This is a genomic window from Rhodopseudomonas sp. AAP120, from assembly GCF_001295845.1.
Classification (GTDB): Bacteria; Pseudomonadota; Alphaproteobacteria; order Rhizobiales; family Xanthobacteraceae; genus Rhodopseudomonas.
On record NZ_LJIC01000193.1, the window covers coordinates 1 to 22,837 of the forward strand.

The window sequence follows — 22,837 nt, forward strand, 5'->3', positions numbered from 1 at the left end:
CCCACCCCGCTCGCTGCGCGAGCGACCCTCCCCCTCCAGGGGAGGGTGAGGCTTGCAGCGGCCTCATTGCCCAATGCGATTGCCGCGTCCGCGGGAACTAATCGTCGAAGCTCTTGCCGCTGCGCCCGGCCTTGACGTCGCCGCGGCGTTTCTTGCCTTCGAGGCGACGCTTCTTGGAGCCGAGCGTCGGCCGGGTGGCGCGACGCGGGATCGGGCGGACCAGCGAGGCCTTCAGCAGCTCTTCCAGCCGCTCCAGCGCATCCGCTTTGTTGCGTTCCTGGGTGCGATAACGGTCGGCACGAATGACGATGACGCCGTCCTTGGTCATGCGCTGACCGGCGAGCCCGACCAGCCGCGCCGCCGCATCCTCCGGCAGCGTGATCTTGGCCGTGTCGAAGCGCAGCTGCGCCGCGGTGGCGAGCTTGTTGACGTTCTGCCCGCCCGGCCCGGAGGCGCGGATGAAGCTGATCTCGATGTCATCCTCGTCGACCACGAGGTTGCGGCTGATCCGCAGCATGGGGCACCAAAACAGTTGATGCCGCGCGGACCGCACGGCGCGAGCGTTGTCTAGCATATTTGCTGGCCGAAGCACCCGCCCCGCACCGCGGCGTGCTCCCTCGCCCCGCTCTTGCGGGGAGAGGGGTGGGGTGAGGGGCAAGCCGCGGGTCGCGGGCTCTCGGCATCGCGGAGGCGCCCCCTCACCCGACCCGGCTTCGCTGCGCTTAGCCGGATCGACCTCTCCCCGCGCGCGGGGAGAGGTTAAGTCGTCCTCGGGGTGAGGTTAGCTGCCCGCTAGGCTAATTCGCCCGCGGCGGCGGCGGAGTCCCCGCCGGCTTCACGGCGTTCGGATCAGCCGCAGCCTGGGGCGTGCGGCCGACCACGACGGTGAGAAGCCCGTCGGACCACAGCCGCTTGGCGGCGCGCTTCGCGTCGTCCAGCGTCACGGCGTTGATCACGTCGCTGCGCTTGTCGATGTAGTCGATCGGCAGGCCGTCGTTCTGATATTGCAGCATCGCCTGGGCGAGCTTGGCGGACGTATCCAGCGACAGCATCTGCGAGCCGTTGAGATACGACTTCGCCTCGTCCAGCTCCTGCTGGGTCGGGCCCTCTTCGGCCATCCGCTTCACCTCGGCCTCGATCGCCTCGATGCTTTGGGTGGCGCGATCGGCCCTCGTTCCGGTGGCGCCGGTGAACAGCGCGGAGTGCTCCATCCACACCATCGACTCGTAGATCGAGTAAGCAAGGCCACGCTTCTCGCGGACTTCGCGATACAGCCGCGACGACAGCGAGCCGCCGCCGAGGATGTGGTTGACGACGTAACCGGCCATGAAATCCGGATCGTGACGCTTGAAGCCCGGACCGCCGAACATCACCACGGTCTGCGGCACGTCGAGCGGCACGAAGCTGCGCTGCGGCGGTTTGGTGGCGACGACGTCGGCGACCGGGGTCAGCTGCGCCTTGGCCGGCAGGCTGCCGAACGTCGCGTCGAGCAGCTTCGCCAGCGTGTCGGCATCGACGTCGCCGACCACCGCGATCTTCAGCGTATCCTTGGCCAGCACCTTGCCCACATAGGCCTTCATGTCGTCGACCGTGACGCCCGGCAGGCTCTCCAGCGTGCCGGTCGAGGGCCGGCCATAGGGATGATCGCCGAACGCCACCTGCAGAAACTTGCGGCTGGCCATCGTGTTCGGATCGAGCGACTGGCGGCGCAGCGTCGAGATCAGCTGCGCGCGGATGCGTTCGACGTCCTTGGGCTCGAACCGCGCCGCGGTCAGCGAGGTGTGCAGCAGGCCGAACGCCTCGTCGCGATTCTCCTTCAGCATCCGCAGCGAGCCGCGGAAGTAATCGCGGGTGACGCTGTAGGACAGCTGAATGGCGCGGCGGTCGAGCCGCTCGTGGAAGGTCGCCGAATCCATATCGCCCGAGCCTTCGTCGAGCAGGTTGGCCACCATGTGGCCGACGCCGGGCTTGTCGGCCGGATCCTGGCTGGCGCCGCCGTCGAACGAGTACTCCATCGAGATCAGCGGCACGGTGGCGTCCTGCACGAACCAGGCATGGATGCCGCCGGGCGTGACGAGATTCTGAATCTTCGCCGCGGCAAGGCTCGGCGATGCGACAGCGAGCGTCAGGCCGGCGACGACCGCAACGCGGGTGAGGAAACGAACGGCGATGCTCACGAGCGCTTCTCCTCGGGCTTCGGCAGCGTGCCTTTGACCAGATAGCCCGTCACCGAGCGGTTGCGGTCGAGGAACTGCTGCGCGACAGCACGCACTTCCTCGGCGGTGACGGCGCGGATGCGATCCGGCCAGGTCTGGATGTCGCGCACCGTCAGGCCCGACGTCACCGCGGCGCCGTACCAGCGCGCCAGCGTCGCCTGATTGTCCTGGGCGTAGATCGCCTCGGCGATCAGCTGGGTCTTGACGCGCTCGAGATCCTCCGAGCGGATCGGATTGCGAACGATGTCCGCAATGACGTTGTCGATCGCCTTCTCGATCTCGGAGAATTCGACACCGGGCTTCGGCGTGGCCGCAACGACGAACTGGGTATCGTCGAGCGCCGTGCCCTGATAGTTGGCGCCGACGCTGATCGCGAGCGGACGGTCGATCACCAGCGCGCGATACAGATACGAATTGCTGCCGCCGCCCATCAGCTGCGCCAGCACCTCCAACGCGGTGCTCTCACCCTTGGCGGCGGTGTGAGCCGACGGAGCCAGATAATAGCGCCGCACGCTCGGCTGCTCGACGCGCGGATCGGCCAGCGTCACGGTGCGCGGGCCGGCCGGGGTCGGCTCCTGCGGCCGGGTTCGCTGCGCCGGAATCGCCGGCTGCGGCGGGATCGACCCGTAGATGCGCTCGATCGCCGGGCGGATCTGATCGGCCTCGACGTCGCCGGCGATCACCAGCGTGGCGTTGTTGGGCGCGTAGAAGCGGCGATAGAACGCCAGCGCGTCGTCGCGGTCGAGCTTCTGGATCTCCTGATGCCAGCCGATCACCGGCCGGCCGTAGGGATGATTGAGATACAGCGCCGCCATGATCTGCTCGGTCAGCCGCGCGTCGGGATTGTTGGCGACCCGCATGTTGTATTCTTCGAGCACGACGTCGCGCTCCGGCAGCACGTTCTCGTCCTTCAGCACCAGGCCGGTCATGCGGTCGGCCTCGAACTCCATCATGCGCTCGAGCTGGTCACGCGGCACGCGCTGATAATAGCCGGTGTAGTCGAACGAGGTGAACGCGTTCTCGTTGCCGCCGATCTTCAGCACCGTCTGCGAGAACTCGCCGGCCGGATGCTTCGCGGTGCCCTTGAACATCAGATGTTCGAGGAAATGCGCCAGCCCCGACTTGCCCGGCGTCTCGTCGGCCGAGCCGACCTTGTACCAGATCATCTGCGTCACCACCGGCGTGCGGTGATCCGGAATCACCACGACATTGAGGCCGTTGGGCAGCGTGAAGGTCGCGGGCGGATTGGCCGTCACGGTCTGCGCGCTGGCGGCGCCGGCGAGGCACAGCGTAGCGAGGACGGCGAAGGCGGCGCGCAGCGGCGAAGCGAATGCGGTCATGGTCAGGCGATCATCCCGTTGGGAGAAAACGGCTCGAGCCGGCAGCAGGGCGCGGCAGCGCGCCCCGTCGGGGCGCGCCTTGGTGAACAACGATGGTGTGGAGGCGATACACGATGCGGCGAGGCCGCATCGGGCGGGATGTGACGAGCTCTGTGCGAAGCCGTCGTCCCCGGATCAATTGCTGACTTCTTTGCCCGTCATCACGTCGATGCGCTTGTTGCCGAGCGCTTCCTTCGGGCCGGTGCCGTAAGCGAAATTCGGCGACGGGGTCTGGTAGCCGACCGGCGGCTGAGTCAGCGTCTCGCGGGTCGGCTCGCCGGTGAACGGCGCGGTCTCGGCCTTGTTGCCGCCGCCGAACAGGCTGGACAAGCTGCCGTTGAAGCCGAGCTGCGACGGGCTCAGCATCGGATTGTTGACCTGATTGCCCGGCTGGCTCGGGTCGCCATTGGCCTTGTTGGACGAATCCGAACGAACCGCGGCCAGCTCCGACGGCATCAGCGGACGCGCGGATTCCTGCGGCGTCGGCTTGCTGCGGCGGGCGGCGGCGCGCGCCTCCTTGCGGGCCTGCACGTCCGGGTCCTTCGGCCAGTTCGGCGCATTGACGTCCTTGGCGGACGCTTCCGGCTGCGGCAGATCGAGATTGCGCGGCACCACCAGCGGCGAGCGCTCGCGATAGTCGATGCCGGAGTTTTCCATATTGGTGGCGCCGATGCCCTTCATCAGGCCGCCGATCAGCTTCTCTTCGAAGGTCCGGTCGTCTTCCTCGCCGGCTTCCTGCGCCCGCGCGATGCTGCCGGTCAGCACCAGTCCCACACCCAGCGCAGCGGCGGCCAGGCGGGCCGCACGCAGCAGCGCCGCCGGTGAGGCGTGCGACAACGGGGGGGTCTGCAAGGTCTGGCGCATGGCGTTGATCCTGTTCACGTCTTGCGATCGATCGCCGGCCGCGACAGGTCGCCGGCGCGGCCTTTGCCGCGGTGCCCGTATCGGCCGGGATCAGGGCGCTTTTGCGGCGGGTGCTCCGAAGAAGGAGTCATACAACAGCGCCGCGACGCCGACAACGATCGCCGCATCGGCAAGGTTAAACACGTACCAGCTATAGGTTTTTCCCGCGATTGCGATGTGAAACAGCGCGAAATCCACCACCGCCCCATAGGCCAGCCGGTCGATCGCATTGCCGATCGCGCCGCCGATGATCAGGCCGAGACCGATCGTCGCAAGCCGCGTCGTCGAGCGCGACATCCAGATCGCCAGCACCACGATCGCCACCGCCTTGAACGCCAGCATCGCCGCCTGCCCGACCGGCCCCTGATCGGAAAACCAGCCGTAGGAAATGCCAGTATTCCAGGCCAGCACCAGGTCGAAGAACGGCGTGATGCTGACCAGCCCCTTGCGAGCCAGCTCGAAGCCGAACAGCAGCCACAGCTTGGTGACCTGATCGAGCGCCAGGGCGATCACGGCGGCAAGGATGCCGAGGCGTAGGGGTGTCATCGGCTGGCCTCCTGCATCATGACGCGCAACCGATCCACAACGTGCCCCGGACGCAGCGCAGCGCGCCGCCCTTGCGGCGTGGTGCGTTGCAGAGCTGGGGCCCCGCTTAAGCGGCCTAACCGGGATCCCGGGTCTGCGGAGCGGCATGAAGAATGCCGCACCGCGCCCGGGACACAGGTCAAGCCCGGCCATGACGGCTGAAATCGGCGAGGCATCACGCTCAAGCGGCCGCGCCGCCGAGCGCCTTCCACTCGCGCAGCGCCTGGGCGTCGCGGGGGGAGACGTCGGGGTAGTCGGGGTCGCTGCCGACGCTGGACAGGATCTTCCAGGACCGGGCGCATTTTGTGCCCTGGGCGCGCTCGACCACCACGGCGACGTCGGCGAGCTCCGGCAGCCGGAACGCGTCCGCCGGCGGCGTGTCGTTGCCGCGCAGGATCTCGACCATCGCGTTCGAGGTGATGCAGATCTCCGCCCAGTCGACGTCGAAGATGTCGCCCATGAACTGCTCGGGCAGATAGATCATCGGCGAGGCTTCCAGCGAAGAGCCGATCCGCTTGGCGGCGCGCTCGACTTCCAGCGCGCCGGTGACGACGCGGCGCACCGCGCGGATCAGCGTCCACTTCTTGGCCAGCGCGTCGTCGCGATACGACCCGAGGTCGAGCGGGAACAGCGTCAGGTGCACGCTCGGCTCGGCGTCGGGGCGATACATCGTCCAGGCTTCATCGGCGGTGAACGACAGCACCGGAGCGAGCCATTTCAGGATGGCGTCGCAGATGATGTCAATCGCGGTCAGTGCCGACTTGCGCGCCAGCGACGACGGCGGGTCGCAATACAGCGTGTCCTTGCGGATGTCGAAATAAAACGCCGACAGCTCGGTGTTCATGAACGCCGCGAGCGACGACACCACGGTCTTGTAGTCGAACTCGGCGTAGGCGGCGCGCACGACGGCGCTCTGCTCGGCGAGCTGATGCAGCATCAGCCGCTCCAGCTCCGGCATGTCCTCGATCGCCACCGCCTCGTCGCGCTTGAAGTGATGCAGCGTGCCGAGCATCCAGCGGATCGAGTTGCGCAGCTTGCGATAGGTCTCGACCACGTTCTTGAGAATCTCGGGGCCGATGCGCTGATCGTCGGCGTAGTCGGTGGCGCACACCCACAGCCGCAGGATGTCGGCGCCCGACGACGCGATCACCTTGGCCGGATCGGTGGTGTTGCCGAGCGACTTCGACATCTTGCGGCCCTGCTCGTCGAGCGTGAAGCCGTGGGTCAGCACGACGTCATAGGGCGCGCGACCGCGGGTGCCGCAGCTCTCGAGCAGCGACGAATGGAACCAGCCGCGATGCTGATCGCTGCCTTCCAGATACATCACCGTGTCGGCGCCACCATCGACCTTGCGGCGGATGCCGGCGAGGCCGGGGAAGTTCTGCGCGTCTTCGAGCACGAAGGCGTGGGTCGACCCGGAGTCGAACCAGACGTCGAGAATGTCGTCGACCTTCTGCCAGCCTTCCGCGGCCCGTTCGCCGAGGAAGCGCGCAGCAGCGCCGTCCGCGTACCAGGCATCGGCGCCTTCCTGCATGAAGGCCTCGGCGATGCGCTGGTTGACGATCTCGTCCTGCAGGATGTCGACCGAGCCGTCCCCTCTGTCCTTGATGAACACCGCGATCGGCACGCCCCAGGCGCGCTGCCGCGAGATCACCCAGTCGGGGCGGCCGGAGATCATGCCGTTGATGCGGTTCTGGCCGGCCGGCGGCACCCATTGGGTGACGGAGATCGCCTGCAGCGCGCGGGCGCGCAGTGTATCGCCGGGCTTGGCGACGCCGTCATCGGCGATGTCCTTGTCCATCGCGATGAACCATTGCGGCGTGTTGCGGAAGATCACCGGCTTCTTGGAGCGCCAGGAATGCGGATACTGATGCTTCAGCTTGCCGCGCGCCAACAGCTCACCGCGTTCGATCAGCGCCTGGATCACCGCCTCGTTGGCGTCACCCTTCTCGCCCTTGTCGTTGATCACCCGCTTGCCGGTGAAGCCCGGCGCCTGCTCGGTGAGCGCGCCGTTCTCATCGACGGTGTAGGGGATGACCGACGAGATGCCGCGCGCTTCCAGCGCACGGGCATTGTGCATCCAGATATCGAAGTCTTCGCGGCCGTGGCCCGGCGCAGTGTGAACGAAGCCGGTGCCAGTGTCGTCGGTGACGTGATCGCCGTCGAGAAGGGGCACGGTGAACTCGTAGCCGCCGGCGAGCCCCTTCAGTGGGTGAGCGCACTCAATGATCGCCAAATCATCGGCGGGAACAGTGAGGACCTTCTCATAGGCAGCAACGCGCGCTTGCTTAAACACACTCTCAGCGAGTGCGTCGGCTAGGATTAGCAAATCGCCGGTCTTGGCCCAATTATCGACTGGAGCATCAGTGACTTTGTAGAGGCCATAGCCGATCTTGGACGAGAAGCTGATCGCGCGGTTGCCCGGCAAGGTCCAAGGCGTGGTCGTCCAAATAACGACCGAAGCACTACCGATCAATCGACTATCCGTCGCAGTCTCGGCTGCAGAAAGTCTCACCGGAAACTTCACCCACACAGTATCGCTGGTGTAGTCCTCGTACTCGACCTCCGCCTCGGCCAGTGCGGTCTTTTCGACGACGCTCCACATCACCGGCTTACTGCCGCGATACAGCGTGCCGTTGGCGGCGAACTTCATCAGTTCGCGGGCGATCTGGGCTTCGGCGGCGTAATTCATCGTGGCGTAGGGATGATCCCAGTCGCCGATCACGCCGAGCCGCTTGAACTCCTCGCGTTGCACGTCGAGCCACTTCTGCGCGTAGGCGCGGCATTCCTTGCGGAACGCCACCATCGCGGCGGAATCCTTGAAGTTCGGCTTTGGCTTGCCCTTGGAGCGATAGTTCTCTTCCTCGATCTTCCATTCGATCGGGAGGCCATGGCAGTCCCAGCCCGGCACGTAGTTGGAATCGTGGCCGAGCATCTGCTGGCTCTTGGTCACGACGTCCTTGAGGATCTTGTTGAGCGCGTGGCCGATATGGATATGGCCGTTGGCGTAGGGCGGGCCGTCGTGCAGCACGAATTTGGCGCGGCCCTTGGCGCTCTCGCGCAGCTTGCCGTAGAGGTTCATCTCCTCCCAGCGCTTGAGCATCTCCGGCTCGCGCTGCGGCAGCCCGGCGCGCATCGGGAATTCCGTCTGCGGCAGGAAGAGGGTCTTGGAATAATCATTACCGCTCTGGGCGGCGTCGGTCTTGGCGGGCTTGTCGGACATGGAAGCTCTGGGTCAAGAGGCGCTGACGCGATCGATCGCGATGAAAGTAGACGGTCCCGGTCTTGCGCCGAACTCGAAGCTCAGGCGGAAGCCGGGCCACTAATGCTGATGATGGCGCGCCGTGCAGACATGCGGCCATTCATTAGCAGGCGGTCGCAGGATCGCAAAGCCCCGCTTCGGTCATCCTTGCGTCTGGCCGCCCTTCCCGAGCAGCTTGGCCGGGTTGCCGCCGACGATCGCGTTGGCCGGCACGTCCCGGGTGACGACGCTGCCGGCGCCGATCACGGCGCCGTCGCCGATCGTGATGCCGGGCAGGATGATCGCACCGCCGCCGATCCAGACGTCAGCGCCGATCGTCACCGGGCGGCCGAATTCCAGACCGTCGCGGCGGGTGGCGGCGTCGCGCGGATGGTCGGCGGCGTAGATCTGCACCGCCGGGCCGATCTGGGTGCGGTCGCCGATTTTCACCGGCATGATATCGAGGATCACGCAGTTGAAATTCAGGAAGACGCCGTCGCCGAGCGAAATGTTGTAGCCGCAGTCACAGAAGAACGGCGGGCGGACGACGACGCCCGTGCCGACATGGCCGAGATGCTCGGCCAGCAGCACGCGACGCTCGGCGGCAGGCTGCGCGCCGGAGACGTTGTAGCGCGCCATCCAGGCCTTGTTGGCGGCCTCGTCGGCGGCAAGCTCCGGGCTGCCGGGGCGATACAGTTCGCCGGCCAGCATCTTCTCTTTCTCAGTCTTGGTCATGCCACCTCGCCGAGCTTCGGAAACGCACCGTGGTCGGCGGCGAGCGCCGCTTTGGCGCGGGCGCTGTCGTCGTCCATCTGGCGGATCAGCGCCTCGATGCTCTCGAACTTCTCCTCTTCGCGGATGAACGCGATGAAGGCGATGTCGAGTTGCTCGCCATAGAGCGAGTCCTTGAAGTCGAACAGGAAGGTTTCGAGCAACGGCGCGCCGTTGTCGAAGGTCGGGCGGCGGCCGAAATTCGCCACGCCGTCGTAATGCCTGCCGCCGCGGCCGACCCGCACCGCGTAGATGCCGTGTTTCAGCGTGCACTCGGGATCGAGCCGGATATTGGCGGTCGGATAGCCGAGGTCGCGGCCGCGCTTCTCGCCGTGGATCACCTCGCCGGTGATGAACCAGGGCGCGCCCAGCATCTCGGTGGCGGCGGCGATGTGGCCCTCCTCCAGCGCCTTACGGATCGCGCTCGACGACACCGGGTGGTCGCCGAAATCGACATGCGGCTGGACGTCGACCTCGATGCCGAGCGCCGGCGCCTCGCCGACCAGCATCGCCGGCGAGCCGCCGCGGCCCTTGCCGAAATGGAAGTCGTAGCCGATCGCGATGCCCTGTACGCCGAGGCGCTCGATCAGCTCGTGCCGGATGAAATCATGCGCCGTGGTGGCGGCGCGGGCGGCGTCGAAGCGCAGCACCACGGCGCCATCGAGCCCGGTGCCCGCGAGCAGCCGCAGCTTGCCGCGCTCGTCGGTGAGCCGGAACTGCGGGGCGTCCGGCGCAAAGAATTTGCGCGGATGCGGCTCGAAGGTCACCGCGAAGGCCGGCGCTTTGCGGATCCGCGCCATGTCGAGGCAGGCCCCGATCACGGCACGATGGCCGCGATGCACGCCGTCGAAATTGCCCATCGCCACCACCGCGCCCTTCGGAATGGCGGACGCGGGAGTGTCATCGCGGATCACGACAAAGCCAGTCATTTCGGATTTCAATTCATCGCTTGAAAGGTGAGAAAATGACGGTGACGCGGAGCGGGACGGGAAGTCAAGGCAGACCCCGCCTCGAACACCGCCGCGAGCCGTCTCTCAATCGGCTAAAGGCATGTAGAGCAATGCTTTTCCGTCATGGCCGGGCTCCTCCCGGCCATCACGCCTTGCCTGCCGGACCGGTCCATCACGTGGATGCCCGGGACAAGCCCGGGCATGACGGAGGAGATTCAATGCGAAGGGGGACGGCCGCTCAGCCGCCGCGGACCGGCGGGACTTCGAGCCGCTCGCGGCGGCAGGCGCGGCGGTCGATCTCTTCGCAGGCCCGGAACTGCAGATCCTTGCTCAGGCAGATCCGCACTTCGGTCAGCCGGGTGCGGTCGCAGATCACCGAGATCGCCGACGTGCTGAGACCGGGGTTGGCCTTGACGAAGGCGTCTTCGACCTCGGCCGGCGTCACCGTCCGGGCTTCCTTGGCGTCGATGAAGTCCGGCGGGATGCGGACCGCGGCGCGCGCCTTGCGGATGTTCTCGAAATAGTCGCGGGCAGAGTTACCGGCGCAGGTGCCGTGCTTCTCCCACTCGTTGTAGATCAGCCCCGGCGCCGGCATCAAATCGAGCATCGAATTCACGATGCGGCGGTCGAGCCGCGGCGACGGCCGCTGGCAGTATTCCGGAAAGCCGCGCTCATATTGCGGCCACAGCCCGTGCACCACGAAGGAGAACGGCCGGCCGCCGCATTGGATCTGCTGCGAGCGGCCGCTGTTTCCGCGCTCCGATGCCTGCTCGCAATAAGACGGCGACCACGACAGCGCCAGCACGTAGAAATCGAATTCGCCCGGCGCGTTCTGCCGGGTGTCCTGCGCCACGGCCCCCGTCGCCATCAGCCCGGCCGCGCAAGCCGCCATGGCGGCGATCATCGACCGCCCGCGAACGATGAAATCACGCATGATGAAAAAGCCCCCGCTCCCAATGATACGGAAGCCTAGCGATCGACCAGGAACGTTTCAAGAACGCAAATGGTGGAAGGCGACGCGCTGCGGCACGGCCGGAACAGCCGCTCGCGCTGCTACGCCTTACGGCTTGGCAGCCTTGCAGGCCGGGTTGAAGGCCCAGTTGCGGTCGAGGCCGACGATGCAGAACTCGACGCCGTCGCTGAAGCCGGCGAGCCCGCCGTCCTCGATGATCGAATAGTGCAGGCGGTGCGCCTTGCCGTCGTTCAGGATCGCATCCCCGCTGCAGTAGCGGCGCGGAATGTTGTCGCTCTGCCAGGGGCGGAACGCGACCTCGTGGATCCCCGAATAGGCGGTGATCCGCAGCGCCGAATTCCAGTAGGTGCCTTCCTTCTCGGCGAACTGATGGGTGATCGCCGGCAGCCCGGCTTCGCAGCTCGGCAGATTGCCGTCATAGCGCGGGCCGGAGAGCCAGAAGTTCATCTCGAGCGGATTGGCGGCCTTGGCCGCCGGTGCCAGCGCGAACAGCCCCAGCAGAACCGCGAGGCCAGCCGAGGACAACTTCAGAGCAGAAATAGCGCGCATGGATGATTCACCGGATCTTTGCTGCGCGGACGGTGCCGCGAAGCCATCACGAGGTCAAGTGCAGCGCAGCCACACCTTCGCACATCCCACACCGGAACGTCCGCACGTTCTTTCCATCGCCACCATCACGCACTAGAATCGTATCAGCCATGAAGGAGAATCTGATGCGCATGCTTGGGGCCGCCGGCCTTGCCGTTCTGTCTGCCGTGCTGTCCGGCACCGCCGTCCGCGCCGACACCGTGCCGGCCTTCAAGGGCAATGATACCGGCGGGATCATCTCCTACAATCTGGTCGGCGTGGCCGATGTTCGCGCCATGGCGATCGAGCATTGCGCGCGCTACGGCAAGGTGGTGAAGCTGCTCGGCGTCCAGGCCAATTACGGCGGCTACATCTCGTTCTCCTGCCGCTGGGTCCCGTATGGCGCCAATGAGCGTCCGCTGCGCGTCGGCTACTGAGCGGAGCCGACGATGAGCCGCGCGACCGCGCTTCGATATTGGCTGCTGCCGCTGATGTTCGCCGTTCCGGCAACGGCCGCGCAGGCGATCGACCTGCCGACCCGCAAGCCCGGCCTGTGGGAGCTGAAGATGCAGCGCCCCGGTTCGGCCGGTGACGACGTGTCGATGCAGCATTGCACCGACGAGACCACCGACAAGAAGATGACAGCGGCGGTGCAGCCGATGGCGACCGAGTCCTGCTCCAAGCAGGACCTGCAGAAGACCGCGACCGGCTACACCAACGACACGGTGTGCAAGATCGCCGGCATGACCACCACATCGCACGCGGAGATCACCGGCGACTTCAATTCGGCCTACACCGTCAAGGTCACGTCGCAGAACGAGAACCCGCTCCCCGGCGTGCCGAAGACCACCAGCATGACGCTCGATGGCAAATGGCTCGGCCCCTGCAAGGATGGCCAGAAGCCGGGCGATATCGTGATGCCGGGCGGCATCAAGATGAACATCGCCGACATGGAGAAACTCAAGGCGCTGGTGCCGAAGAAGTAGCGCCTCTCCCCGGTCATTCCGGGGCGCCCGCACTTGCGGGCGAGGCCGGAGTCCAGAGGTTGCGGCAACGCTCCCGTCACCCATCGAGATTCCGGGTTCACGCCAAGAAGCGCGCCCCGGAATGACGGTGCTGGAATGACGGTGCAGGTGGAGAAGAGTAAATCCACGACTGCTCCGTCCCGCTCTGGCGGAAAAGTCACACCCCACAACCATCGTTCCCGCCTCCGTTGACAGCAGCGGTTCTTGTCGTGATGTTACATTGTAACGTCGCGCGGTGGGGCCACTCGCCGCGACCGACGGGGGCGTGGTGGGCATGAACTGGGTACGGGCACGCATCGGATTGGGAGCACGGCTGGCGCTGATCGCGCTGGCGATCCAGTTCGTCGCCTCGTTCGGCCATTTCGACCCCATCGCGGCGCCGCCCTCGCAGGCGATCACGCAGGCCGATCAGGCTGGCATCGACGCAACGCGGGTCGCCTCCACCGTCGACACTTCGCCGGCCGACCAGGACCATGATCGCGGCGCCGATCTGTGCGCGATCTGCGCCGTGCATGCGATGGCCAATGCGATGCTCGATGCATCGCCGCCGTCGCTGCCGCTGCAGGTCGGCCATGGATTGCGCTATCGCTCCGCCGCCTACGCGGCTGCCGAGCCCGGCCCGCAGCCCGGCGGCTTCCAGCCCCGCGCGCCTCCTCTCTCCTGACCGCTCGAACCGCGCCCTGCGCAGCACCTTCGCCGGTGCGCGCAGTTCCTCCGCATTCGATCTGCCATGCGCAGACCGGCCACCGGGTACAGCCCGGGCCGGCCCAGTCAGGACCAGAGTCTCACCATGTCGTTTCCCATCCGACGCGCCCTTCTGCTCGGAGGCGCGGCTTTCGCCGGCTTCCACGGCCTGCCCGTCTCATCCGCGCTCGCCCAGCAGGCCGCCACCACGCTGCCGGAAGTCACCGTGACGGCGCCGAGCCCGATCGTACGCCGCCATACCGCGCCGGCGCCCCGCCCGGCTCCGCGTGTCGCCGCTCCTGCCCGGCAGCGCGGACCGGCGCCGGCCGAAGCCCAGCCGGTGGTGGCCCAGCCCGCCGCGCCGCTGCCCGGCACGCTGCCGATCGTCACCGACCAATTCGCCACCGTCACCGTTGTGCCGAACGAGGAAATCCGCCGCAGCGGCGGCGGCACGCTCGGCGACCTGCTCAACAACAAGCCCGGCATCACCGGCTCGAGCTACGCGCCCGGCGCGTCCAGCCGGCCGATCATCCGCGGCCTCGACGTCAACCGCGTCAGCATCATCGAGAACGGCATCGGCAGCAACGGCGCCTCCGACCTCGGCGAAGATCATTTCGTGCCGATCGATCCGCTCGCCACCAACCAGGTCGAAGTGATCCGCGGCCCGGCGACGCTGCGCTACGGCTCGACCGCGATCGGCGGCGTCGTCAGCGCCACCAACAACCGCATTCCCGATGCGCTGCCGCCCTGCGCACAGCCGTTCCAGAGCTACGGCCTGCCGACCAAGGCGCCCGTCATCGGCGGATCGCCCGGCTGCATGAACGCCGAAGTCCGCACCTCGGTCAGTTCGGTCGATCGCGGCGTCGAAGGCGCGGTGCTGCTGGACGCCGCCGGCAAGAACGTCGCGGTGCACGCCGACGTCTACGGCCGCAACGCCGGTGACTACAATGTGCCGAGCTATCCGTATGCGCAGCCCGGCCTGCCCTTCAACGGTCGTCAGCCGAATTCGGCGGCGACCGCGGCCGGCGCCTCGATCGGCGGCTCCTATCTGTTCGACGGCGGCTTCATCGGCGCGTCGATCACGCAGAACAATTCGATCTATCACATCCCCGGTGTCGAAGGTTCGCAGGTCGGCACGCGCATCGACGCCAAACAGACCAAGTTCAACGTCAAGGGCGAGTATCGGCCCGACGCGGCCGCGATCGATGCGATCCGGTTCTGGGTCGGCGCCACCGACTACAAGCACAATGAAATCGGCCAGGCCACCGCCGGCGATCCGACCACCGACGGCGTGCGCCAGACCTTCACCAACCGCGAGCAGGAAGGCCGGCTCGAAGTCCAGCTGACGCCGTGGAATGCCGGTTTCGCGGCGGTGACCACCGCGGTCGGCGTCCAGGCCAGCCATCAGGAACTGAACGCGCCGAGCCCGGACGATCCGACCAGCCCGCTCAACGGCCTGTTCGATCCGAACAAGAACACCAAGGTCGCCGGCTACGTCTTCAACGAGCTGCAGTTCACCAACACCACCAAGGCGCAGGTCGCAGGGCGGATCGAGCACGTCAGCCTGTCGGGCACGACGCCCTCCTCCATCCCGGAATTGTTCGACCTCAATGCCGATCCGAACGCGATCGGCGCCTCGGTGTCGCAGAACCGGTCGTTCACGCCGAAGAGCTTCAGCCTCGGCCTGATCCAGGCGCTGCCGTGGGGGCTGTCTGCCAGCATCACCGGCCAGTATGTCGAGCGTGCGCCGAAGCCGGCCGAACTGTTTTCGCGCGGCGGTCACGACGCCACCGAGACCTTCGACATCGGCAATCCGAATCTCGGCATCGAGACCGCCAAGTCGATCGAACTCGGGCTGCGCCGTGCCGAGGGACCGTTCCGGTTCGAGATCACCGCCTACTACACCAAGTTCAGCGGCTTCATCTATCGGCGGTTGACCGGCAACACCTGCGAGGACGGCGCCTGCGTCGATCCCGGCACCGGCACGCTCGAGCTCAACCAGGCGATCTATTCGCAGCGTGATGCCACCTTCCGGGGCGGCGAATTCCAGAGCCAGCTCGACGTCGCGCAGCTCTATGGCGGCACCTGGGGCATCGAGAACCAGTTCGACATCGTCCGCGCCACCTTCGCGGACGGCAGCAACGTGCCGCGGATCCCGCCGATGCGCCTCGGCGGCGGCCTGTTCTGGCGCGATGCCAACTGGCTGACCCGCATCAACCTGCTGCACGCCTTCGCGCAGAACGACGTCGCGTCGATCGCCGAGACCACGACGCCCGGCTACAACCTGCTGCGCGCCGAGATCAGCTATCGCACCAAGCTCGACCCGAACGCCTGGGGCGCCCGCGAAATGCTGGTCGGCGTGGTCGGCAACAATCTGCTCAACGAGAACATCCGCAACGCGGTGTCCTACAACAAGGACAACGTGCTGATGCCCGGCATCGGCGTGCGGGCGTTCGCGAACCTGAAGTTCTGAGCAGCATGGCGCGGGGATTTGCCTCACTCCGTCATTCCGGAACGCCCGCCCTTGCGGGCGACCCCGGAATCCAGAAGTTGTGGCAACGCTCCGTCTCCCCCATCGCGCTTCCGGGTTCGTCGCTTCGCGACGGCCCGGAATGACGAACGAGAGGCCAGCCGCGTCGCCGGGTTTGTCGACGGCGCTGGTTTCGACTACTGACTATCCTCGGCGCTGCTGCAATGCGCGCCGAACGCGGATGAACCATGAACTGGGTGCGGGCGAATATCCGACTGGGGACGCGGCTGGCGCTGATCGCGCTGGCGGTGCACTTCGTCGTGGCGTTCGGCCACTTCCACCAGATCGTGACTCAGTCGGCGGTGGCAGCGCTCACTGCCGCTCCGGCCACGCCCAATTCCAATCCGGACTCCGACGACAGCGCCGACACCTGCACGATCTGCGCCGTGATGGCGATGGCCGATGCGATGCTCGACGCCTCGCCGCCATCCCTGCCGCTGCGGCAATCGACCGCCTTTGTCCCTTCCGTTCCGGATCTCGTGCTGATCCGCTCCGACGGCATCCGCGCCGCCTTCAATCCCCGCGCGCCTCCCGCCTGCTGACATCTCACGCCGTGAACCAAGAGCTCGCCTTTCGCGGTGCGGGCTCGATCAGATGTCAGCCAAGCCCGTCGGCCATCGACGGCAAGCCACCCGCTCATCTGCGGCGACGATCAGCGTCGCCAGTGCGCGCATGCGTGGCTTCGAGGAGACTCACATGCTTTCTCACATCAAACGAAGCCTTTCGCACAGGAAGCGAAGCCTTGCGGCTTGCAGCACGGCATCGCTGCTGTTGGCCGCGTTTAGTTCGCCGGGCCTCGCCCAGAGCGCGGCGGTCCCGCGTGGCACCACGGCGCTGCCGGAGATCGACGTGATCCAGCCGCAACGCACCCCGCATCCGGCCCGCCGGCCGAAAGCTCAGACGGCCGCGCGCGGACGACGGGGCGCCGCGACGACACCGCCGGAGCGTGACGTTCAGACCGCCGCGCAAACCGCAGCACAAGCGGTCGCTACCAAGCACGCCGGCTTCGATGCCGCGCGGCAGGCGATCTTCAAGCCGAACGGCGCCAGCGCCTTCGAGGTCAGTCACGAGGCCATCGCCAATCTGCCGCAGGGCACCAACGCGACGCTGGACAAGGTGCTGCTGCAGGCGCCCGGCGTCTCGCAGGATTCCGCCGCCAGCGGCGACCTGCACGTCCGCAACGAGCACGCCAACGTGCAGTACCGGATCAACGGCATCGCGCTGCCCGACGGCGTCAGCGGCTTCGGCCAGATGCTCGACACCTCGCTGGTTGGACGCCTGACGCTGCTGACCGGCGCGCTGCCGGCGCAATACGGCCTGCGCACCGCCGGCGTCGTCGACATCACCACGCGGACCGATGCCTTCAACAACAGCGGCACCGTCAGCGTCTATGGCGGCAGTCGCCAGACCATCACACCCAGCATCGAATATGGCGGCACCGCCGGCAGTACGCAGTATTTCGTCTCGGGCCGCTATTTCGGCACCGCGCTCGGGCTGGAGAATCCGACCTCGGCGCCAAACGCGATCCATGACGACACGCAGCAGGGCAAGGGCTTCGCCTATCTGTCCACCGTGATCGACGACTCGACCCGGCTGACCTTCATCGGCGGCGCCTCGGCCAACAACTACAAGATCCCCAACAATCCCGGCCAGACGCCGGGCTTCACTGCATTCGGCGTGTCGAATTTCGACTCGGCTCTGCTCAACGAGACCCAGCAGGAGCGCAACGCGTTCGGCGTGCTGGCGCTGCAGAAATCGATCAACGGCTTCGATCTGCAGCTGTCGGCGTTCTCGCGCTCCAGCACGCTGCACTTCATGCCGGATACGATCGGCGATCTGGTGTTCAACGGCGTCGCCTCCGACGTCTATCGCAAGAGCGTCGCCAGCGGCATCCAGGCCGACGGCTCCTACCGGCTCAGCGACGCGCACACCCTGCGCGGCGGCTTCCAGGTGACCGCCGAACAGACCCGGGTGACGAATTCCTCGGTGGTGCTGCCGCTCGACGACAGCGGTAATCCGCTGGACGCGCCGTTCGGCGTGGTCGATTCGAGCAGCAAGCTGGGCTGGCTATTCAGCACCTATCTGCAGGACGAATGGCGGGTCACCAACACGGTGACGCTGAATTCCGGCCTGCGCTTCGACCAGATGAACGAGTACACCAACGCCAACCAGCTCAGCCCGCGCATCAGCGTGACCTGGAAGCCGTTCGAGGACACCACCTTCCACGCCGGCTATTCGCGCAACTTCACCCCGCCCGCGCAGGTGCTGGCGGCGCCGACCAATCTGGCGCTGGTGCAGAACACCACGCTGCAGCCCGCCGTCAATGCCAGCAGTCCGGTGTTGCCGGAGCGGTCGAACGTGTTCGACATCGGCGTCACGCAGCGACTGATGCCCGGCCTCGAAGTCGGGATCGATACCTACTACAAGACCGCCCGCGACCTGCTCGACGACGGCCAGTTCGGCGCCGCCTATGTGCTGTCGGCCTTCAACTATGACCGCGCCGAGAACGTCGGCGTCGAGTTCAAGGGCTCGTACACGACGGGCAATTTGCGGGTGTATGCGAATCTCGCACTGGCGCGGCAGATCGCCACCAAGGTGGTGTCGAACCAGTATCTGTTCGATCCGGACGAGCTCGCCTATATCGCCAGCAACTACATCTACACCGATCACGCGCAGCTGATGACGGCGTCGGCCGGCGCGTCGTATCGCTGGCACGACACCAGTTTCAGCGCGTCGATGATCTACGGCAGCGGCCTGCGCTCGGGCTTCGCCAATATCGGATCGCTGCCGTCCTACACCCAGGTCAATCTCGGCGTGGCACACGATTTCTATCTGGCGAGCCCGACCAAGCCGACCACGGTGCGGTTCGACGTGGTCAACCTGTTCGACAGCGTCTACGAGATCCGCGACGGCTCCGGCATCGGCGTGTTCGCCCCGCAATACGGGCCGCGCCGCGGCTTCTATGCGGGGATCTCGCAGAAATTCTGAGCGCCAGAGACAGCAAGGCGCGTCAGCGCGCCTTGCTCCAATCCGGGCGGATCGGGCCGGTGACGCCCTCGAAGGCGCCGTCGGCCAGTTCGAGCACCAGCAGCCGGCCGGGATCGACCGGGCCCGGCATGGTGACGCGCCCCTTGGGGATCTTCTTGAAGCCGACCCGGCTGTAATACGGCTCGTCGCCGACCAGCACGATCAATCCGTGGCCCTGCGCCCGCGCGTCGGAAATCGCGCGGTCCAGCAGCAGCCGGCCGACGCCGCGCGAGCGGAACGGCGGCTCCACCGTCAGCGGGCCGAGCAGCAGCGCCGGCGTCTCGCCGATCGTCACCGGCAATTGCCGCACCGAACCGACCAGCAGCGTGCCGATTCGGGCGGTGAACGACAGCGCGCAGATGTGGTCAACATGCTCGCGCAGCCGGTAGGCGGAAAGCGCGAACCGGCCGGGGCCGAAGGTGCGCTCGTGCAGCCGCTCGATGGCGTGCGCGTCGTTCGGCGTTTCGGGCAGGATGGTGAGGTTGAGATCGGTCATGGCGGAGGCGCAATAGCACTGCCGCCGGGCGCGGTCCATCGCCCGGCGCAGTGTCGTCCGTTGCCGCAGAGTCAGGCCCGGACGGCTGCCATCTTCTCGGCGCGCCCGTCGCCGTTATCCGAGCCTTGGTCATCCTGCGGGGCGAGCTGCGGCGACCGCGTCATCGACAGCGCCCGGTCGCGTGCGAGGTACAGCGTCTGCGACGCCAGCGCAAAGCCGGTGCCGGCCTCTTCGACCAGCTCCATCAGACGCAGCGACAGCTCCTCCTGAACCTCGAGAAATTCGTCGACGTCCATCGCGTGGACATAGGAGAAGATCTCGACTTTCAGTGAGTTGGGGCCGAAGCCGATCATCCGCACCCGCCCCGGGCTGTCGACCTTGGGATGGTCCAGCAGCATCTCGCGCATCGACGCCATCAGCGTGCGCAGCTGGTCCGGCGTCGTCTCGTAACGCAGGTCCAGCGTCGGGTGGTACCAGAACTTGTCGCGGCGGCTGAAGTTCTCGATCGGCAATGCCGCGAGCGTGCCGTTCGGCACCGTGATCAGAGTGCGGTCGAGCGTGCGGATGCGGGTCGACCGCATGCCGATGTCCTCGATCGTTCCCATGGTCTCGCCGAACTTGCAGAAATCGCCGACGCGCATCGGCTGATCGGTGACCAGCGTCAGGCTGCCGACCAGATGCTCGATGGTCTTCTGCGCGCCCAGAGCGATGGCGATACCGCCGATACCGAGAGCGGCAAGGCCGGCCGTGACGTTGTAGCCGAGCGCATTCAGGCCTGCGATCACCGCGAAGGCGACCAGTGCGAATTTCACCGCGCGCCGGATGAACGTCACCGCCGACAGCATCGACAGCCGGCCGCGCAAGGTCATGCGGGCGATGGTGAATTCGCCCAGCGCATCGACCACGCGCCAGATGATCCAGGACAGCGCGATCCAGCCGATGATCTCGGTGACGCTCGACATGTGCTGCCGGGCGACGATCGAAACGCCGACCAGCACCATCGCGACCCGCAGCATCCAGACCGTGAAGAACAGCCGGATCGGAAACGCCGAGGCGCTCAGCACCTTGCGGACGCGCGAGTCCTGCCGGTTCCGAATCTTGAAGACCACCCACAGCAGCGACGAGATGATCGCCCACACCAGCAGGAACGAGATCACCGCGAGCACCAGCACCGCGAGCCAGTGCCCCACCGGCACGCCGGCGAAGCGGTAGTCGTCGCGCAGCGAGTAGGGCAGCAGCCGGTCGACGAAGCTGGAGATCACGGTGCGCGACAGCGACGGCAGCTCGGCCACGGTGCGGCTCGACACCAGCCAGATCTTGTGGCCGTCCTTGTCGTCGACCCGCTGGGCGATCAGATCGACCGAGCCGCTGGTGGTGCGAACCGCGCCGAACTTGTCCTGATCCGGCGGCAGACCGTCATCGACGTCGCCGGCGGCCTCCGAGCTCAGCCGCAGCCGGGAGAACACATAGCCGCCCTGGTCGAGGATGCGCTGCAGCTGCTGCGCAACGCTCGGCCCCCAGGCGCCTTTCTCCTGGCTCAGATCGAGATATTGCGCCGCCTTTTCGTAGTTCTGCTCGGCAGCCGCACTAATGAAGCCCGCCACCATGCCGGCCGGGGTGTCGCGGCCGAGCGGATCGGCCACCTTCTCGGTCTTTGCGGCCGGATCGGAACCGTTGCCGCCGGGGGTCGGAATTTGTGCGAACGCGACGTTGGTCGCCAGAATTGCCCAAACGATCAGCAATGATCGAACGATGGCTCTCGCGGATGCCGTCAAACCTGGTCCTTTCGAAAAGCGGGAGATTGGATGCGGCGTTCTGACCAGAGAAATGAGCCCTAGATATGATCGCCGGCGGGATTACGGCCGCCGATCCGCGCCGGTCGCCGTTGGCCTCATCGCCAGGTCGTGCGCACCGGCTCCTGCCCCAGCACCTCGGCAATCCGCAGCCGGGTCCCGTGCGTGGTTTCCTCCGGCAGCGCCGCGACATCGAAAAAGCCGGATTCGACGATTTCGAGGTTCGGCGACGGCAGCCGATCCTGCTGGTATTCGAGCACCACGTACACGGCCACATGGTCGCGCGGCGAGACGTGGCTGTTCAGGAAGATGCCGTGCAGTTCCGGCTCTCCCGTGAGGTCAATCCGCCCCTCCTCCATCAGTTCCCGTCGAAGCGCATCGACGAAGGTCTCACCGACCTCGACGCCACCACCCGGCAGGTGCCAGCCGCGGACATAGCTGTGCTTGATCAGGAAGACGCGGCCCTGCGCGTCGAGCACGACACCACGCGCGCCCAGCGTCATGCCGCGAGCGAACCGCCAATACAGATGAAAAACCCGCCGCAATACCGGTTCGAGCTTCAATCGTAGGGTCTGCAAGGCCGGCAAGCGAACGATCCTTCGAATGATGCAGCGGGCGCTTGCACCGTTCGGCCGAGCTTGCCAAAACCGGATCGATTTTGACAGGGATTGCGGGTCCGATTCCGGGCCGGAAGGAAAGCGCGATGACCTTCACTCTGGCGCATTTATCCGACCCGCATCTGCCGCTGCCGAAGCCGCGATATCGGGAATTGGCGAACAAGCGGGCGCTGGGCTACCTCAACTATGCCCGCAACCGCCACGCCATCCATCGCCGCGACATTCTCGACACGCTGGTGGGCGACATCCAGGCGCAGCAGCCCGACCACATCGCCGTCACCGGCGACCTGCTCAACATCTCGCTGACCGGCGAATTCGCGCCGGCCCGGCAATGGCTGGAGAGCGTCGGCCCGCCCGACCGCGTCAGCGTCGTGCCGGGCAATCACGACTCCTATGTCACCTCGACGGCACTGCGGTTCGGCGAGGATTTCGCCGCTTATCTCAGCGGCGACGACGGCGTCGCCGGCTTCCCCTATCTGCGCCGGCGCGGCAATGTCGTGCTGATCGGTGTCTCCAGCGCGGTGCCGACCGCGCCGTTCATGGCGACCGGCCGGCTCGGCAGCGCGCAGCGCGCCAAGCTCGAAATCCTGCTCGCGGGCTTGGCGGATCAGCCGGTGTTTCGCGTACTGATGATCCATCATCCGCTGCGCTCCCGCTCGCGCTTCAAGCGGCTGACGGACGCGCCGGAGCTGATCGCGCTGCTGCAGCGCTATCCGGTCGAGCTGGTGCTGCACGGCCACGACCACGTCCACGCCACGATCTGGATCGACACGCCGACCAAGCCGGTCCCCGTGGTCGGCGTGCCGTCCGCCTCGGCGTTCAACGACCACCACCGCCCATCGGCGGCGTATAATTTCTTCACGATCAGCGAAGCAGGCGGCGTCTGGCGCTGCGAACACCGCAGCCGCGGCTTCGCCGGCACCGAGACGGTGCAGGAGCTGCGCGACCCGGTGATGCTCTAGTCCACCGTCATTGCGAGCGAAGCGAAGCAATCCAGCGCCGTGCCCTGAGCTGGATTGCTTCGCGGAGCCTGTCATCGGGCGGCGCTCCGCGCCGACCCGTTGGCTCGCAATGACGGGG

General features: G+C 66.7%; 20 protein-coding genes. 7 read left to right on the forward strand and 13 right to left on the reverse strand.

The annotated features are described in order from the left end of the window. Positions 1-97: 97 nt before the first annotated feature. The 10 genes from arfB to IP86_RS25715 all read right to left on the reverse strand — a co-directional run bounded on the left by arfB (position 98) and on the right by IP86_RS25715 (position 11,567). A complete protein-coding gene (arfB, locus tag IP86_RS25670; protein ID WP_054165278.1) occupies positions 98-517 on the reverse strand; it encodes an alternative ribosome rescue aminoacyl-tRNA hydrolase ArfB in 420 nt (139 codons plus the stop codon). A gap of 280 nt (positions 518-797) precedes the next feature. Then, a complete protein-coding gene (locus tag IP86_RS25675; RefSeq protein ID WP_082364258.1) occupies positions 798-2,177 on the reverse strand; it encodes a M16 family metallopeptidase in 1,380 nt (459 codons plus the stop codon). Next, positions 2,174-3,556 (reverse strand): M16 family metallopeptidase, encoded by a 1,383-nt coding sequence (locus IP86_RS25680; protein WP_054165279.1) that lies wholly within the window; start codon positions 3,554-3,556, stop codon positions 2,174-2,176. Before IP86_RS25680 ends, IP86_RS25675 begins: the two co-directional genes overlap by 4 nt. 174 nt (positions 3,557-3,730) lie before the next feature. Next, positions 3,731-4,459 carry a hypothetical protein gene (locus tag IP86_RS25685; protein WP_054165280.1) on the reverse strand — a complete coding sequence of 243 codons (729 nt, stop codon included), beginning with the start codon at positions 4,457-4,459 and terminating at the stop codon, positions 3,731-3,733. Between the two features lie 90 nt (positions 4,460-4,549). Next, positions 4,550-5,044 carry a signal peptidase II gene (gene lspA, locus IP86_RS25690; protein WP_054165281.1) on the reverse strand — a complete coding sequence of 165 codons (495 nt, stop codon included), beginning with the start codon at positions 5,042-5,044 and terminating at the stop codon, positions 4,550-4,552. A gap of 220 nt (positions 5,045-5,264) precedes the next feature. Next, positions 5,265-8,306 (reverse strand): isoleucine--tRNA ligase, encoded by a 3,042-nt coding sequence (ileS, locus tag IP86_RS25695; protein WP_054165282.1) that lies wholly within the window; start codon positions 8,304-8,306, stop codon positions 5,265-5,267. A gap of 180 nt (positions 8,307-8,486) precedes the next feature. Next, complete coding sequence (locus IP86_RS25700; protein WP_054165283.1) at positions 8,487-9,059, reverse strand: sugar O-acetyltransferase; 573 nt, start codon at positions 9,057-9,059, stop codon at positions 8,487-8,489. After that, the gene (locus IP86_RS25705; protein WP_054165284.1) at positions 9,056-10,024 is read right to left on the reverse strand and encodes a bifunctional riboflavin kinase/FAD synthetase; all 969 of its coding nucleotides are present in this window, start codon (positions 10,022-10,024) and stop codon (positions 9,056-9,058) included. The genes IP86_RS25700 and IP86_RS25705 overlap by 4 nt, the downstream gene beginning before the upstream one ends. A gap of 259 nt (positions 10,025-10,283) precedes the next feature. Next, positions 10,284-10,979, reverse strand: a complete 696-nt coding sequence (locus IP86_RS25710) for a ribonuclease T2 family protein (protein ID WP_054165285.1) — start codon at positions 10,977-10,979, stop codon at positions 10,284-10,286. Positions 10,980-11,105: 126 nt separating this feature from the next. Further along, positions 11,106-11,567: a hypothetical protein gene (locus IP86_RS25715; protein WP_054165286.1), complete on the reverse strand. Its 462-nt coding sequence runs from the start codon at positions 11,565-11,567 to the stop codon at positions 11,106-11,108. A 164-nt stretch (positions 11,568-11,731) separates the two neighbouring features. Here IP86_RS25715 and IP86_RS25720 point away from each other — a divergent pair, with 164 nt between their 5' ends. From IP86_RS25720 to IP86_RS25745, 6 genes are all read left to right on the forward strand, one after another. Then, a complete protein-coding gene (locus tag IP86_RS25720; protein ID WP_054165295.1) occupies positions 11,732-12,022 on the forward strand; it encodes a hypothetical protein in 291 nt (96 codons plus the stop codon). Positions 12,023-12,034: 12 nt separating this feature from the next. Further along, on the forward strand, positions 12,035-12,571 hold the full coding sequence (locus IP86_RS25725; RefSeq protein ID WP_054165287.1) for a DUF3617 domain-containing protein: 537 nt from the start codon (positions 12,035-12,037) through the stop codon (positions 12,569-12,571). 313 nt (positions 12,572-12,884) lie between these two features. Beyond that, positions 12,885-13,274 (forward strand): hypothetical protein, encoded by a 390-nt coding sequence (locus IP86_RS25730; RefSeq protein ID WP_054165296.1) that lies wholly within the window; start codon positions 12,885-12,887, stop codon positions 13,272-13,274. A 126-nt stretch (positions 13,275-13,400) separates the two neighbouring features. Then, positions 13,401-15,767, forward strand: a complete 2,367-nt coding sequence (locus IP86_RS25735; RefSeq protein WP_054165288.1) for a TonB-dependent receptor — start codon at positions 13,401-13,403, stop codon at positions 15,765-15,767. A 245-nt stretch (positions 15,768-16,012) separates the two neighbouring features. Then, a complete protein-coding gene (locus tag IP86_RS25740) occupies positions 16,013-16,366 on the forward strand; it encodes a hypothetical protein (protein WP_054165289.1) in 354 nt (117 codons plus the stop codon). Between the two features lie 229 nt (positions 16,367-16,595). Continuing rightward, complete coding sequence (locus tag IP86_RS25745) at positions 16,596-18,812, forward strand: TonB-dependent receptor (protein WP_245290738.1); 2,217 nt, start codon at positions 16,596-16,598, stop codon at positions 18,810-18,812. A gap of 22 nt (positions 18,813-18,834) precedes the next feature. Here IP86_RS25745 and IP86_RS25750 read toward each other — a convergent pair whose 3' ends face one another. From IP86_RS25750 to IP86_RS25760, 3 genes are all read right to left on the reverse strand, one after another. Continuing rightward, positions 18,835-19,347, reverse strand: coding sequence for a GNAT family N-acetyltransferase (locus tag IP86_RS25750; RefSeq protein ID WP_054165290.1), 513 nt, complete (start codon positions 19,345-19,347; stop codon positions 18,835-18,837). Between the two features lie 71 nt (positions 19,348-19,418). Continuing rightward, positions 19,419-21,089 carry a mechanosensitive ion channel family protein gene (locus IP86_RS25755; RefSeq protein WP_245290739.1) on the reverse strand — a complete coding sequence of 557 codons (1,671 nt, stop codon included), beginning with the start codon at positions 21,087-21,089 and terminating at the stop codon, positions 19,419-19,421. Between the two features lie 149 nt (positions 21,090-21,238). Continuing rightward, a complete protein-coding gene (locus IP86_RS25760) occupies positions 21,239-21,727 on the reverse strand; it encodes an NUDIX domain-containing protein (RefSeq protein ID WP_054165292.1) in 489 nt (162 codons plus the stop codon). 116 nt (positions 21,728-21,843) lie between these two features. On the opposite strand from IP86_RS25760, the gene IP86_RS25765 reads away from it, so the two are divergent. Continuing rightward, positions 21,844-22,719: a metallophosphoesterase family protein gene (locus IP86_RS25765; RefSeq protein WP_054165293.1), complete on the forward strand. Its 876-nt coding sequence runs from the start codon at positions 21,844-21,846 to the stop codon at positions 22,717-22,719. Positions 22,720-22,837 lie beyond the last annotated feature (118 nt).